16 protein-coding genes and 1 riboswitch are annotated in these 14,172 nt (G+C 55.3%); of the genes, 7 read left to right on the forward strand and 9 right to left on the reverse strand.

The genetic code is table 11. From position 1 onward, the window contains the following. Window positions 1-99 precede the first annotated feature (99 nt). Window positions 100-1,008 (reverse strand): uridine diphosphate-N-acetylglucosamine-binding protein YvcK, encoded by a 909-nt coding sequence (gene yvcK, locus M987_RS12305; protein ID WP_014069425.1) that lies wholly within the window; start codon window positions 1,006-1,008, stop codon window positions 100-102. Window positions 1,009-1,234: 226 nt separating this feature from the next. Beyond that, a riboswitch (molybdenum cofactor riboswitch) is annotated at window positions 1,235-1,369 on the forward strand. On the opposite strand from yvcK, the gene moaA reads away from it, so the two are divergent. From moaA to M987_RS12335, 6 genes are all read left to right on the forward strand, one after another. After that, complete coding sequence (gene moaA / locus M987_RS12310; protein ID WP_014069426.1) at window positions 1,357-2,346, forward strand: GTP 3',8-cyclase MoaA; 990 nt, start codon at window positions 1,357-1,359, stop codon at window positions 2,344-2,346. (Overlaps the previous riboswitch by 13 nt.) A gap of 24 nt (window positions 2,347-2,370) precedes the next feature. Then, complete coding sequence (moaB, locus tag M987_RS12315) at window positions 2,371-2,883, forward strand: molybdenum cofactor biosynthesis protein B (RefSeq protein ID WP_014069427.1); 513 nt, start codon at window positions 2,371-2,373, stop codon at window positions 2,881-2,883. 3 nt (window positions 2,884-2,886) lie between these two features. Next, window positions 2,887-3,372, forward strand: coding sequence for a cyclic pyranopterin monophosphate synthase MoaC (moaC, locus tag M987_RS12320; RefSeq protein ID WP_014069428.1), 486 nt, complete (start codon window positions 2,887-2,889; stop codon window positions 3,370-3,372). Further along, window positions 3,365-3,610 (forward strand): molybdopterin synthase sulfur carrier subunit, encoded by a 246-nt coding sequence (gene moaD / locus M987_RS12325; protein ID WP_014069429.1) that lies wholly within the window; start codon window positions 3,365-3,367, stop codon window positions 3,608-3,610. The genes moaC and moaD overlap by 8 nt, the downstream gene beginning before the upstream one ends. 1 nt (window position 3,611) lies before the next feature. Beyond that, window positions 3,612-4,064, forward strand: coding sequence for a molybdopterin synthase catalytic subunit MoaE (gene moaE / locus M987_RS12330; protein ID WP_014069430.1), 453 nt, complete (start codon window positions 3,612-3,614; stop codon window positions 4,062-4,064). Between the two features lie 64 nt (window positions 4,065-4,128). After that, on the forward strand, window positions 4,129-4,836 hold the full coding sequence (locus M987_RS12335) for a Bax inhibitor-1/YccA family protein (RefSeq protein ID WP_014069431.1): 708 nt from the start codon (window positions 4,129-4,131) through the stop codon (window positions 4,834-4,836). A 90-nt stretch (window positions 4,837-4,926) separates the two neighbouring features. On the opposite strand, the gene M987_RS12340 is transcribed toward M987_RS12335, so the two are convergent. The 3 genes from M987_RS12340 to M987_RS12350 are packed head-to-tail and all read right to left on the reverse strand — an operon-like array spanning window position 4,927 to window position 7,885. Continuing rightward, complete coding sequence (locus M987_RS12340; RefSeq protein WP_014069432.1) at window positions 4,927-5,889, reverse strand: lysylphosphatidylglycerol synthase transmembrane domain-containing protein; 963 nt, start codon at window positions 5,887-5,889, stop codon at window positions 4,927-4,929. Continuing rightward, the gene (gene clsB / locus M987_RS12345; RefSeq protein ID WP_014069433.1) at window positions 5,889-7,127 is read right to left on the reverse strand and encodes a cardiolipin synthase ClsB; all 1,239 of its coding nucleotides are present in this window, start codon (window positions 7,125-7,127) and stop codon (window positions 5,889-5,891) included. Before clsB ends, M987_RS12340 begins: the two co-directional genes overlap by 1 nt. Continuing rightward, a complete protein-coding gene (locus tag M987_RS12350) occupies window positions 7,124-7,885 on the reverse strand; it encodes an endonuclease/exonuclease/phosphatase family protein (RefSeq protein ID WP_014069434.1) in 762 nt (253 codons plus the stop codon). Before M987_RS12350 ends, clsB begins: the two co-directional genes overlap by 4 nt. Before the next feature lie 133 nt (window positions 7,886-8,018). Between M987_RS12350 and M987_RS12355 the strand changes: the two genes are divergently transcribed. Beyond that, window positions 8,019-8,429: a YbhQ family protein gene (locus tag M987_RS12355; protein ID WP_014069435.1), complete on the forward strand. Its 411-nt coding sequence runs from the start codon at window positions 8,019-8,021 to the stop codon at window positions 8,427-8,429. On the opposite strand, the gene M987_RS12360 is transcribed toward M987_RS12355, so the two are convergent. Genes M987_RS12360 through cecR form a run of 5 tightly spaced genes read right to left on the reverse strand, consistent with a single transcriptional unit; the run spans window position 8,391 to window position 14,031 of the window. After that, the gene (locus M987_RS12360) at window positions 8,391-9,497 is read right to left on the reverse strand and encodes an ABC transporter permease (RefSeq protein WP_014069436.1); all 1,107 of its coding nucleotides are present in this window, start codon (window positions 9,495-9,497) and stop codon (window positions 8,391-8,393) included. The two genes, M987_RS12355 and M987_RS12360, sit on opposite strands and share 39 nt — an antisense overlap. 9 nt (window positions 9,498-9,506) lie before the next feature. After that, entirely contained in the window at window positions 9,507-10,640 is a 1,134-nt protein-coding gene (locus M987_RS12365; protein ID WP_014069437.1) for an ABC transporter permease, read from the reverse strand. Next, window positions 10,630-12,369, reverse strand: coding sequence for an ATP-binding cassette domain-containing protein (locus M987_RS12370; protein ID WP_014069438.1), 1,740 nt, complete (start codon window positions 12,367-12,369; stop codon window positions 10,630-10,632). The genes M987_RS12365 and M987_RS12370 overlap by 11 nt, the downstream gene beginning before the upstream one ends. Next, on the reverse strand, window positions 12,362-13,357 hold the full coding sequence (gene hlyD / locus M987_RS12375) for a secretion protein HlyD (protein WP_014069439.1): 996 nt from the start codon (window positions 13,355-13,357) through the stop codon (window positions 12,362-12,364). The genes M987_RS12370 and hlyD overlap by 8 nt, the downstream gene beginning before the upstream one ends. Further along, a complete protein-coding gene (gene cecR, locus M987_RS12380) occupies window positions 13,354-14,031 on the reverse strand; it encodes a transcriptional regulator CecR (RefSeq protein WP_014069440.1) in 678 nt (225 codons plus the stop codon). Before cecR ends, hlyD begins: the two co-directional genes overlap by 4 nt. Window positions 14,032-14,172: the final 141 nt, after the last annotated feature.

Genomic DNA, 14,172 nt, shown 5'->3' on the forward strand with positions numbered 1-14,172 from the left:
GGGAGAGGGAGCTGTCCGTGCTCGTATTTTTTGTGGGGATCCCTCAACCCTGTGGGAGAGGGCCGGGGTGAGGGCACCAGACCGCACGGAAACAAAACCTTAACCCAGCGCCTGAATCGCCTTTTCCAGCGCTTCGCGCAGCAGATGGCGATCGTGGCGATACTGAATATCACTGGCTTCCAGCGGCTCCTGCACCACCACGCGGGCACTAATTCCTGACACATCCGCTTTCGGCCCGACCACCACCGCATCGATGATTTTTTTCCCGACGTACTGCTCCATGATGCCGAGCTTATCCGCAAGCGTCAGGCTTGCCGCCGCCGGGCTCAGTTCACGCCCTAAATTACCGATATAGACAACCGGTGCAGGGGTTCTGCGCAGCGCCTGGGCCAGCTCTTTGACCAGCAGAATGGGCATCAGGCTGGTATAAAAACTGCCCGGCCCAATCAGGATCAAATCCGCTTCGCCGATAGCATCAACGGCTTCGCGCGTCGCGGGCACGGCCGGATATGTCATAAGCTCTTTTGGCGGCAGGGTCAGCTGGTCAATATTCACTTCGCCGTAAACTTCATGGCCTTCCACATCAATTGCCATCAAGTCGACCGGATGTTCAGACATCGGAATCAGGAACGCATCTACTTTAAGCAGATTACGTATTAAATTGATGGCCTCAAGAGGGCGCACGCTCAGGTGATCCAGCGCCTTTAACATCAGGTTTCCGAGGTTATGGCCAGAAAGTTCGCCATTACCGGCAAAACGGTACTCAAACATCGCAGATGCTACGCTCGGTTCGGTAATTAACTGATTTAAACAGTTACGCATATCGCCCCATGCAATACCGCCTTCCGAACGACGAATGCGCCCTGTAGAACCGCCATTATCGGTGGTGGTGACTATCCCTGTGAGCCTGGACCCAAGAGAGGAAAGTGAAGACATCACTCGCCCCAGACCGTGGCCTCCGCCAAGAGCGACTACCCGGTCAAGATCCGCAAAAGTGCGATTGCGCATACCTATTCCTTATCACGTTCGAACAGCGTAACAGTAACCTAACTACCCCTAAAAGACGATGCTTCACCCGGTGCAAAATGACGTATATCAATGCGAAAGTCCTGTTTTTGCGTATTCTGTTACGAAAATGCACGATCAGGTCGCTATATATATAATTATATAGCGAAAAGCGATAATGGCGAAGAGATGATTTCCGCGCTACTATCGCCTTAACCACGTTTTCGAATTTGAAAACATACACTCTAGCCTTTGTGCCTGTGTCGAAAGATATGGCGCTCTGGCCGTGGCGGATTTGCCACCAGGGTACAGAAAGAAATGACTGTGCCTCCCGTATCTGGAAAGGTGTACATGGCTTCACAACTTACTGATGCTTTCGCGCGTAAGTTCTTCTACTTACGTCTGTCGATTACCGATGTGTGCAATTTCCGTTGCACCTACTGCCTGCCTGACGGTTACAAACCTGGCAGCACCACCAATAACGGCTTTCTCTCCGTGGATGAAGTGCGCCGCGTCACGCGTGCGTTCACTGAACTCGGCACCGAAAAAGTGCGCCTGACCGGGGGAGAACCTTCTCTGCGTCGCGACTTTCCCGACATTATCGCTGCGGTGCGCGAAAACGACCGTATCCGTCAAATTGCGGTAACCACCAATGGGTATCGCATGGCGCGGGATGTGGCGAACTGGCGTGACGCTGGCCTGACGGCGATTAACGTCAGCGTCGATAGCCTTGATGCCCGCCAGTTCCACGCCATTACCGGCCAGGATAAATTCCGGCAGGTGATGGACGGCATTGATGCGGCGTTTGCTGCCGGTTTCGAGAAGGTGAAAGTCAATACGGTACTGATGCGCGATGTTAACCATCATCAACTGGACACCTTCCTGGCGTGGATCAAATCACGCCGCATTCAATTGCGTTTTATTGAGCTGATGGAAACCGGCGAGGGCAGCGAGCTGTTCCGTCGTCATCACATCTCCGGCATGGTGCTGCGCGACGAGCTGCTGAAACGCGGATGGATCCACCAGATCCGCCAGCGCAGCGACGGCCCGGCGCAGGTCTTTTGTCACCCTGATTACGAAGGGGAAATCGGGCTTATCATGCCGTACGAGAAAGACTTCTGCGCCAGCTGCAATCGCCTGCGCGTCTCGTCCGTGGGCAAGTTGCACTTATGCCTGTTTGGGGACGGCGGCGTAGACCTTCGTGACTTGCTGGCAGACGATGCTCAACAGGACGCGCTTGAAGCGCGCATTTCCGAAGCGCTGACGCATAAAAAACAGACCCACTTCCTGCATCAGGGCAATACCGGAATTACTCAGAACCTGTCATACATTGGCGGGTAATCAGTCTTAAGAAGGAACCAGAAGATGAGTCAGGTAAGCGCAGAATTTATCCCGACACGTATCGCTATTCTTACCGTTTCTGAACGCCGTGGTGAAGAGGATGATACCTCTGGCCGCTGGCTGCGCGATGCGGCACACGAAGCCGGGCACCATATTGTGGATAAAGCGATTGTTAAAGAGAACCGCTATGCTATCCGCGCCCAGGTTTCCCAGTGGATCGCTGGCGATGACGTGCAGGTGGTGCTGATTACTGGCGGGACCGGTTTTACCGCAGGAGATCAGGCTCCCGAAGCGTTGATTCCCCTGTTCGATCGCGAAGTGGAAGGTTTTGGCGAAGTGTTTCGGATGCTCTCATTTGAAGAGATTGGCACCTCAACCTTGCAGTCCCGCGCGGTGGCGGGGGTGGCGAACAAAACGCTGATCTTTGCCATGCCAGGCTCCACCAAAGCGTGTCGTACTGCGTGGGAGAACATCATCGCGCCGCAGCTCGATGCCCGTACCCGCCCGTGTAATTTCCATCCCCATTTAAAGAAATAAGTTATGTCGCAATTGACCCACATTAACGCCGCTGGCGAAGCGCATATGGTGGATGTGTCTGCCAAAGCCGACACGGTGCGTGAAGCACGTGCTGAAGCTTTCGTGACCATGTTGCCTGAAACCCTGGCGATGATTATCGATGGCAGCCACCACAAGGGCGATGTGTTTGCAACCGCGCGCATTGCCGGTATCCAGGCCGCGAAACGGACCTGGGATTTGATCCCACTGTGCCACCCGTTGATGCTCAGCAAGGTTGAGGTAAACCTGCTGGCCCAGCCGGAACATAACCGCGTACGAATCGAATCGCTGTGTCGTTTAACCGGGAAAACCGGCGTCGAGATGGAAGCGCTGACGGCGGCCTCTGTCGCCGCGTTGACTATCTACGATATGTGCAAAGCCGTGCAAAAAGATATGGTGATTGGCCCGGTTCGTCTGCTGGCAAAAAGCGGTGGAAAATCTGGCGATTTTAAGGTGGACAGCCATGATTAAAGTGCTCTTTTTTGCTCAGGTCCGCGAGCTGGTCAACACCGATAGCCTGACCCTGGATACTTCATTCGATAACGTTGCCGCACTGCGTGCGCATCTGGCAGAACAAAGCGACCGCTGGGCGCTGGCGCTGGATGAAGGTAAATTGCTGGCAGCTGTTAATCAGACTCTGGTGGATTTTAACCATCCGCTGAAGGCCGGTGACGAAGTGGCGTTCTTCCCGCCGGTAACAGGAGGCTGAAATGGCTGAAACCCGAATTCTGGTAGGTCACGACCGCTTCAGTGTCGGTACAGAATACAGCTGGCTGGCGGAGCGCGACGAAGATGGCGCGGTGGTCACCTTCACCGGTAAAGTGCGTAACCACAATCTTGGCGACAGCGTAAAAGCGCTCACGCTGGAACACTATCCAGGCATGACCGAAAAATCGCTGGCGGAGATCGTGGACGAGGCGCGCGGGCGCTGGCCGCTCGGGCGCGTCACGGTTATCCACCGCATCGGCGAAATGTGGCCGGGTGAAGAGATCGTGTTCGTAGGCGTCACCAGTGCGCATCGCAGCAGTGCGTTTGCGGCGGGCGAATTTATTATGGACTACCTCAAAACCAAAGCGCCATTCTGGAAGCGTGAAGCAACGCCAGAAGGTGAGCGGTGGGTGGAATCGCGTGACAGCGATAAACAAGCTGCTGGTCGTTGGTAGTCGGTTGACGTAGATGTGTTAGTCTTAAAACGTGTGTCTACTTAATCTTAATCAGGAGTGAATCATGGACCGATTTCCGCGTTCCGATTCGATAGTGCAGCAGACCCGAACCGGGCTGCAAACGTATATGGCCCAGGTGTACGGCTGGATGACAGTCGGCCTGCTGCTGACCGCGTTTATCGCGTGGTACGCCGCAAATACACCTGATCTGATGATGTTTATCTTTTCCAGCAAAATCACCTTCTTTGGCTTGATCATTGCCCAACTGGCGCTGGTGTTCGTCCTTTCTGGCATGGTGCAAAAGCTCAGTGCTGGCATGGCGACCACGCTGTTTATGCTGTACTCGGCGCTGACCGGGTTAACGCTTTCGAGTATTTTCATCGTTTACACCTATTCCTCCATCGCCAGTACGTTTGTCGTGACCGGCGGGATGTTCGGTGCGATGAGCCTGTACGGTTACACCACAAAGCGCGATTTGAGCGGTTTTGGCAGTATGCTGTTTATGGCGCTGATTGGGATCGTGCTGGCATCGCTGGTGAACCTGTGGCTCAAGAGCGAAGCGCTGATGTGGGCAGTGACCTACATTGGGGTGATTGTCTTTGTCGGGCTGACGGCCTATGACACGCAGAAACTGAAAAACATCGGCGAGCAGATTGACGTGCGCGATAGCTCAACGTTGCGTAAATACTCCATCCTTGGCGCGCTGACGCTGTATCTGGACTTTATCAACCTGTTCTTGATGCTGCTGCGTATTCTGGGCAACCGTCGCTAGGGTTGGTGCGGCCTGATGCCCTCACCCTGACCCTCTCCCACGGGAGAGGGAACAAACACAAAAAACGGCAACAAGGTTGCCGTTTTGCTTTTATTTCGCCATCGCCTTCTCATTCTTCGCTCTAAGCTTTTTCGCCCGGCTCTCCAGCAGCAAATAACAGATCGTTGCCAGCGCCAGCGGCAGGAAGTAATAGAGCATACGGTACGCGAGCAGGGCGGCGATAATGGTTCCCTGAGAGACATGCTCCCCGGCAAGCAGGGCGATAAACACCGCTTCCAGCACGCCAATTCCTGCCGGGATATGGACAATTACACCCGCGATACTGCTCACCAGCAGCACACCCAGCACGAAGAAATAGTTCACATCCTCGCCCATCAGTAGCCAGATGATCACCCCCATCACCATCCAGTTGGCGCCTGATACCACTAACTGTATGGCGGCAAATCGCCAGGAGGGCAGCACCAGCTTTTGGCCTTTTATGGTCATGTGGCGGCGGCGTGAAAACGCACAGGCCCACATATAAAGCGCGATAATCAGCAACAGCACACTGCCTAAAATGCGCAGCGTAGTTTCATCGATGTACCAGTGTGTGGGCAGTTGCACCACGCCTGCGGTGAAAATAACGCCGCCCAGCAGGATATAGCCCAGCCAGTTTGTGGTAATACTCAGGGAAAAAATACGCGTGATGGTACTGCCAGGCAGCCCAAGCCGGGAGTAGAGGCGGTAACGCATCCCGATGCCGCCCACCCAGGTGCTGAGCGTCAGGTTGAAGGCATAGCAAATAAACGACACCAGCATCACCTGCCGTTTCGCCAGTTTATGGCCGCAGTACTTTCGCCCCAGCAGGTCGTAACAGCCGTAAATCAGGTAACTGACAATCACCAGTCCAGACGCGCCCAGCAGTACCATGCGGTTGTAGTTGCGGATAACCTTCCACACCTCTTCCCAGTCGACTGTCCGGGCGTACACCACTAACAGCACCACGACGGCGATAAAGAAAAGCCAGGTGAGGATTTTCTTGGCCAGGCGCCAGCGAGGATGGGAGTGTGACATCAGGTTTTTCCTCCATCTTCCACTTCAACGCGATCCTGTGTTTCCATTTCAGGCTGCACCGGCGGGTTGACCAGCGCAAGTTTAGGTGTGTGTGCGGGCAACCAGCCGACCATGGCCGGGAAATGGCGCAGGAAGTGGAACACCACCACACTGATGCCGAGGTTCCACCAGGTACGTTTCGGCACCATAGACTCATCCACTTGCACGCAGTCGTTAACGATTAGCCCCTGAAGGTTATCGCGCAGGGTCTGGTTGAACTGGCGATCGTGGACGATCAGATTGGCTTCCAGATTGAGCGACAGGCTCAGCGGATCGAGATTACTGGAGCCGACGGTCGCCCAGTGATCGTCCATCAGTGCGACCTTTCCATGCAGTGGTCGGCGGCGGTATTCGTAAATCTGCACGCCGCCTTTCACCAGATAGTTATACAGCAGACGCGCGCCGACTTTGACAATCGGCATATCGGGCTCGCCCTGTACAATCAGTTTCACCCGCACGCCGCGACGCGCCGCATTGCGCATGGCGTGCAACAGGCGGTAGCCAGGGAAGAAGTAGGCGTTGGCAATAATCACCTCGCGCTTCGCGTTCGCCAGCATCTTCAGATAATGACGCTCAATATCGTTCCGGTGTTCGCCGTTATCCCGCCAGACAAACAGCGCCTGCGCTTCGCCGGGTTTGCGGTTTTCTTCCGGGCGATGGTGGCGCTTCCACCAGCGTCGCACAGCCTCTTTACCCGGCAGATTTTCCAGTTCGAACAGTAAGATGTCCTGAACCACCGGGCCTTCGATACGGATCGCGTAATCCTGTTTGGCCTCCGGGCCATAGTCAGACATATGTTCGGCGGAATAATTAATGCCGCCGACAAAGGCTACCGTTTCATCGACCACCACAATTTTGCGGTGCATACGGCGGAAAAGATTAGTGCGCATACCAAACAGACGCGAGCCGGGATCGTAGTAGCGGAATATCACGCCAGCCGACGTGAGTTCATTGACGAATTCGTCGCTCAGATCCGGAGAGCCGTAGCCGTCGAGCAGCACTTCGATTTTGATGCCGCGCAGGGCGGCGCGCAGCAGCACGCTGTGTAACTGTTTCCCCACTTCGTCCTCGAACCAGATAAAGGTTTCGAGGATCACTTTCTGCTGTGCACGGTCAATGGCCTTGAACACCGCAGGATAATAGTTATCGCCATTTTCCAGCAGCGTGATGCGGTTTCCTTCCTGCCATGAGCATCTCATAAGTGGATCTCCGCGCTCAGCGGGGCGTGGTCGGAAAGATGGCGCCAGTTGAGTAACGCCAGGGCGGTCGGGCTGCTGGCGTGGGCATTTTTCACGTAGATGCGGTCAAGTCGCAGCAGGGGAAAGCGCACCGGGAACGTTCGCGCGGGGCGGCCATTGGCGCGGGTAAAAATCTCTTCCAGCCCGGCATCCACCTTCAACGGGTGGTTGGCCCGCTGCCGCCAGTCGTTAAAATCACCCGCCACCACCACCGGCTCATCTTCCGGTAGGGCATTGCTCCATTCTGCCAGCATCTTTAGCTGCGCCTGACGATGCGCTTCACGCAGGCCGAGATGCACGCAGCCAACGTGAACGGGAAAGTCCAGTCTGGGTGGTGTAATGCGGCAGTAAAGCAGACCGCGTTTTTCGCTTTCGCCCACGGAAACGTCGCGGTTTTCGTAATATTCAATCGGGAAACGCGATAGCACCGCGTTGCCGTGGTGGCCTTCCGGGTAAACTGCGTTACGCCCGTAGGCATAATCACTCCACATCGTATCCGCCAGAAATTCGTAGTGTGGCGTGTCGGGCCAGTTTTCGACATGCATTGGGTGCACGTCATGGGCACCCATCACCTCCTGTAGGCAGACGATGTCCGCGCTGACGGTGCGTACAGCGTCGCGCAGCTCCGGTAACATGAAGCGGCGGTTAAATGCTGTGAATCCTTTGTGAATGTTAATTGTCAGCACTTTAAGCGATAAATGCTGCGTTTTATGCGTCATAAACACCTTCCAGGGTGACTATCCTGATGAAAATAAAGTGTAGTAGGCGTCACAAAAAGATGCGGTGTTACGGAATTTTCCGTAAAGTGCGGTAGTCTGAATTAGCAGAGAAATGTTCTTCAGGAGAGAAGCCATGAAGTGGCAACAACGTGTTCGTGTCGCAACTGGCCTCAGTTGCTGGCAGATAATGTTGCATTTACTGGTCGTGGCCGTACTGGTGATGGGCTGGATGAGCGGCGCGCTGGTGCGTGTCGGCTTAGGGTTATGTGTTCTTTACGGTGTCACCGTACTGTCGATGCTGTTTTTGCAGCGCCACCATGAAGCGCGCTGGCGCGAGGTGGGTGATGTGCTCGAAGAGCTCACCACCACCTGGTATTTTGGTGCCGCAATGATTGTGCTTTGGCTGTTGTCGCGTGTGCTGCAAAACAACCTGCTGCTGGCCCTGGCGGGTCTGGCAATTCTTGCAGGGCCTGCGGTTGTCTCGTTGCTGACTAAAGAGAAAAAGTTACGCAATGTTTCGTCTAAACATCGCGTACGCCACTGAGCCCGTCGTGGCCGCTATAACCAATAGCGGCCACAAACTTCCCCAGATAATCTCCAGACTCGCATCCTTGAGATAAATTTGCTTGGTGATATCCGTAAAGTGCCGGATAGGGTTAATCCATGTCAGATCCTGCAACCACACCGGCATGTTCTCGACAGGTGATACATACCCTGAAAGCAAAATCGCCGGCATCATAAAGACGAATACCCCGATAAACGCCTGCTGTTGCGTGGAGCACAGTGCGGAAATCAACAGACCAAATCCCACCAGCGACAGGCCGTAAATCACCATAGTGAAGTAAAACAGGGCCAGCGATCCGGCGAAGGGAATTTGATACGCCCAGATCCCCACGCCCAGCACAATAGTTGCCTGGAAGGTAGCAACAATCAGCGCCGGAACGGCTTTACCGACAAAAATCTGCCAGGTGGCCAGCGGGGACACCAGCAGCTGATCGAGTGTGCCTTGCTCGCGTTCACGGGCGACCGACAACGACGTCACGATCATCACGCCGATGGTGGTGATCATGGCGATAAGCGATGGCACCACAAACCATTTGTAATCCAGATTCGGGTTATACCAGTTACGCACCACCAGCTGGCTGTTGTTGGGCTTGGTTTTGCCCTCCATCAGCTCCTGCTGGTAGTCCTTCACCACCTGTTGCAGGTAATTTGCGGCAATTTGCGCGCTGTTCGAGTTACGTCCGTCCAGAATCAGCTGCATCGGCGCAGTCTGCCAGGTATCCAGGTTGCGGGAAAAATCGGCCGGGAAACGCACCAGCAGCAGCGCTTTTTGCGTGTCGATGGTGGGCTGGATCTCCTGGGGGCTTTTCAGCAGCAGAATGTGGGTAAAGGCTTTCGCCCGGGCAAAACGCTGGGTTAGCTCCACGGAGTGTTTGCCGCTGTCTTCGTTGTAGATGGCAATGGTGGCGTTCGTCACCTCAAGCGTTGCGGCAAACGGAAACAGAAAAACCTGGATAAGCACAGGCAGGATCAAAATGGCGCGAGTTTGCGGTTCGCGCAGCAGCGATTGCAGCTCTTTGCGGATCAATGTCCATAAACGGTGAAACATGCTCGCTCCTTAATCCAGTCGCCGTTTGGTTTTTACCCACGTCAGCCCGATAAACATCACCGCTGACGCCATCAAAAAAAGGATGTTAATAACCAGCACCACCGGAATGTTCCCGGCCAGGAACAGGCTTTGCAGCGTACTGACGAAGTAACGCGCCGGAATGATATAGGTCACCGCACGGATCACGGCCGGCATACTGTCTATCTGGAAGATAAAGCCCGACAGCATGATCGACGGTAAAAACGCGGCGTTCAGCGCGACCTGCGCGGCGTTAAACTGATTACGGGTGATGGTTGAAATCAGCAGCCCCATACCCAGGGTGCTCAGTAAAAACAGACTAGTGATAAAGAACAGCAGCACCAGCGAACCGCGATAAGGCACTCCCAGAATGAACACCGACACCAGCATACAGAGCAGCATGGCCAGCATTCCGAGGAAGTAGTAGGGGATAAGCTTACAGAGCAGCAGCTCTACCCGCGTGACCTCGGTGGAGAGCAGTGCCTCCATCGTGCCGCGCTCCCACTCGCGGGCGATCACCAGCGACGTGAGGATCGCCCCAATCACGGTCATGATGATGGTCACCGCACCTGGAATAATAAAATGCTGGCTGATGGCGGCAGGGTTAAACCAGTAGCGGGTCTGTACGTCGATCAGCGGTTCGAAGGTTTCCCCTCTGTCTTCCGCCCGCTGCATCTGCCAGAGCTGCCAGATGCCTTCGACATAGCCCTGCACAAAGTTAGCGGTGTTAGGCTCGCTACCATCAGTAATGACCTGAATCGGCGCGTCGGTATTCGCACGAGCCATGTTGGCGGCGAAATCCACCGGGATCACCACCAGGCCGCGAATTTTCCCGGCCTGCATTTTCTGGATCAACGCCTGGCGATCGTCGCTGATGGTAGCGTCAATGTAAGGCGAGCCGGTCATGGCGTGGGTGAAATCCAGCGCCTCTTCGCTGTGCTGTTCCAGCAAAATCCCCACCCGCAGCTTGCTGGAGTCGAGGTTTATCCCGTAGCCAAAGATAAACAGCAGCAGCAGTGGGATCACCACCGCAATCAGCCAGCTGCTGGGATCGCGTACGATCTGGCGGGTTTCTTTGATGCATAACGCCCGCACCCGGCGCCATGAAATCGCGTTATGACGCATTGGCGTGCTCCTTATCCCAGTCGTGAATGAGCGTGATAAACGCCTGCTCCATTGTCGGGTCCGGTTGCTTATCGTCGGCGGCCTGGCTTTTCAGGTCATCCGGCGTGCCGTGGGCGATCAATTTGCCGCGATACACCAGCCCGATGCGATCGCAATATTCCGCTTCATCCATAAAGTGCGTGGTTACCATGACGGTCACGCCTTTTTCCACCATGCTGTTGATATGCAGCCAGAACTCGCGGCGGGTGAGGGGGTCAACCCCAGAGGTTGGCTCATCGAGAAACAGGATGTCGGGCTCATGCATCAGCGAACAGGCCAGCGCCAGACGCTGCTTGAAGCCGAGCGGCAGGTCGTCTGTGGCGTGAGAGGCAATATTCGTCAGGCTAAACGCGTCGCTCATGCGGCTGATTTTTTCGTTTTGCGCCCGCCCGCGCAGACCGTAAACCCCGGAGAAAAAGCGTAAGTTCTGTTCAACGGTCAGGTTGCCGTATAACGAGAATTTTTGCGCCATATAGCCGAGATGTTGCCGCGCTTTCCCGGAACTCACTTTCAGATCCATATCCAGAACCAGCGCTTTACCAGAGGTCGGCACCAGCAGGCCGCACATCATTTTAAAGGTGGTGGATTTCCCCGCGCCGTTTGGCCCCAGCAAGCCAAAGATCTCGCCGCGTTTTACCGCGAAATTAACGTTATCGGTGGCGGCAAAATCACCAAACTTTTTGGTCAGGGATTTGGCTTCAATCACCGTTTCGCCTGGTGTGCCCTCAACGGTGTGCAGAATCGCCCCCAGTGGAGATTCTGATGTCCCCGCGCCGCCCAGCAGGTCGATAAACGCATCTTCAAAACGCGGGGCGGTCTCTTCAATCTCAACCTGCGGCATTCCCTGAGCCTGACGAATATCGTCCGGCGTGGATTCTTTTTTGAGAATGACCCGCACGGATCGTCCCTGAATCATCCCGTCACTGACCTGCGGCAGTTTTAACACTCGCTGGAGAAGCTTGCGGTTGGACTCCTGCGGGCTGTGCAGCAGGAAGCTGCGCCCGGCCATGCTTTGCGTGAGCGTTGTTGGCTCACCCTGATAAAGCAGCTCACCTTCGTTCATCAGCAATACATCGCGACACTGTTCCGCTTCGTCGAGATAAGAGGTGCTCCAGAGGATCAGCATCCCGTCGCCTGCCAGCTCGTGCACCATTTGCCACAACTCACGGCGCGAGATGGGATCCACACCCACGCCAGGTTCATCAAGAAGTAGCACTTTTGGCTCGCCAACCAGCGTGCAGGCCAGACCGAGTTTTTGCTTCATCCCACCGGATAACTTACCCGCGAGGCGCTCCGTAAACGGCCCGAGCGAGGTAAATTCCAGCAGGCGGGCGAAAGTTTTTTGCCGCGTCTCTCCGGTCACACTGCGCAAATCGGCGTACAGATTCAGGTTTTCCATCACCGTCAGATCTTCATACAGACCAAATTTCTGCGGCATATAGCCCAGCATGGCGTGCAGGGCGCTGTCGTCCTGGACGGGATCAAGCCCAAGTACGCTTACACGTCCGTCATCAGGTTTGAGCAACCCGGCGAGCATCCGCATCAGCGTGGTTTTGCCCGCGCCATCGGGGCCAACTAGCCCCGTAACATAGCCTTTTTGCAGCGTACAGTTCAGCGGCGCGACGGCGGGTTTATCCATGCCCGCGAAGCGTTTTACCAGGTTGTCGAGTTGGATAACCGCATCATTCATGTCGTTCCCCGTCGGTGAATTTCACGGTAACCGGCATCCCCTGACGCAGGGAATCGTCAGCGTCAGTCACGACGATGCGCAGACGATAGACCAGGTCAGTACGCAGGTCTGGCGTTTCAACGGTTTTCGGCGTGAACTCGGCAGTCGGCGACACAAAGCCCACCTTGCCGTGGTAAGGCTTGTCAGGGCGACCATCGGTATAAAGCAGAAGTTCACGCCCAGGCTGAACCTTGTTGAGGTTAGGTTCGTCAATATAGGCGCGCACCCATACCGGGCGCGTCAGCGACAGGGTCAGGACGGTGCTGCCTGCGCTTAACATGCTGCCCGGCTCCACGGCGCGGGTCATTAATGTACCGTCAGAGGGAGCAACCAGCGTGGTGTCATGCAGATCCAGTTGTGCCTGAGCCAGCTGCGCCTGCGCCTGTTCGAGGCTGGCTTTGGCCTGGGCGATATCCTGCGGGCGATTACCGGTGTGGTACTGGCTTAATTTATCCTGCGCGGATTTAAGCGTTGCCTGCGCCTGGTCGCGGGAAGAACGGGCATTTTCCAGGTCGTTGGCGGAAATGGTGCGGCTTTTCCACAGCCCCTGCTGACGGGCGTAGAAGTTCTGCGCATAGTCATAGGCTGCCTGCGCCTGTTTAACTGCCGCCGCGGCCTGGGCAATTTCTTCATCGCGATAGCCTGCCAGCATCAGGTCATACTGTGCCTGGGCGACGGAAACGCCCGCTTTTGCCTGCATCAGCGCGTTCTCGTAAGGCGCGGTGTCCAGCACGCCTAACGTCTGCCCGGTTTTAATGGTGTCACCTTCGTCAACAGAGAGGGAAGCCAGGCGGCCGCCAACACGGAAACTCATGTTCACCGTTCGAATATCGACGTTGCCGTACAGCGTCAGGCCGTTGTCTTGTCGGCTCTGATACCACAGCCAGCCACCGATCCCCGCAGCAAGCAGAATAACGACCACCAGAATGATGGCGACAGGTTTTTTCATGACTTCAGGCTCCTTAGCGTTAAGCCTTGCAGGATCAGATCAAGGTGACAGGTGATCACCTGGCTAATCTGCGCAGCTTTATCCTCATCAAATTGTGTCCAGCCGGTGCGTAACAAAATGGTTTCCCGACCCAGGCGAAAAGCCAGCACTTCGCCCAGCAGGGCATGGGTATGCAAAATGGTTTCGGTATCGCTGGCATCGCGCCCGGTATAGGCCGCAATGAGCCGGGTCAGGTGAGTGTGCATCGGGGAAATCACCTGATCGTGAACCAACTGGTAGGCAGCGGAAGGCGAGAGTTGCTCGCGTGAGATAAACTTACTCAGGTTCAACGTATCGTCGTGCGTCAGCAGGCGGATCATATTATGGCAGGCGTTGAGAATAAGCTGGCGGATGGCGGCACGGTCGGGCGACGACTGGCTGAACAGCGCCGTGGCTTCATCAACGTGTGGGCGAAAATTCGCGCCGATAAAATCAGCGATCCATTGCGCACAGGCGAGGTACAAATCCTCTTTTGAGCCAAAATAGTAGGTAATGGCCGCTATGTTTTGTCCGGCTTGCGCGGCGATATCGCGCGTGGTGGCATGAAGTCCATACTCGCCAAACTGTGCCAGCGCGGCGGCGATAAGCTGGCTTTTGGCCTGTTCGCCTTTGGTTGTTGTCGGGGTTGTATTCATAGCGGTATTTAAAATTAATCAATCGATTGATTAAGATTATGCCTGGTTCACTAATTTGTCCAGTTGCCCTCTTATGCGGGAAATATTTCGTCGATGAATCACAGAGGGATATTTTATGCGCCACGTCACAAAAGCTGCTAC

Source organism: Enterobacter soli ATCC BAA-2102, from assembly GCF_001654845.1.
Lineage (GTDB): Bacteria > Pseudomonadota > Gammaproteobacteria > Enterobacterales > Enterobacteriaceae > Enterobacter > Enterobacter soli.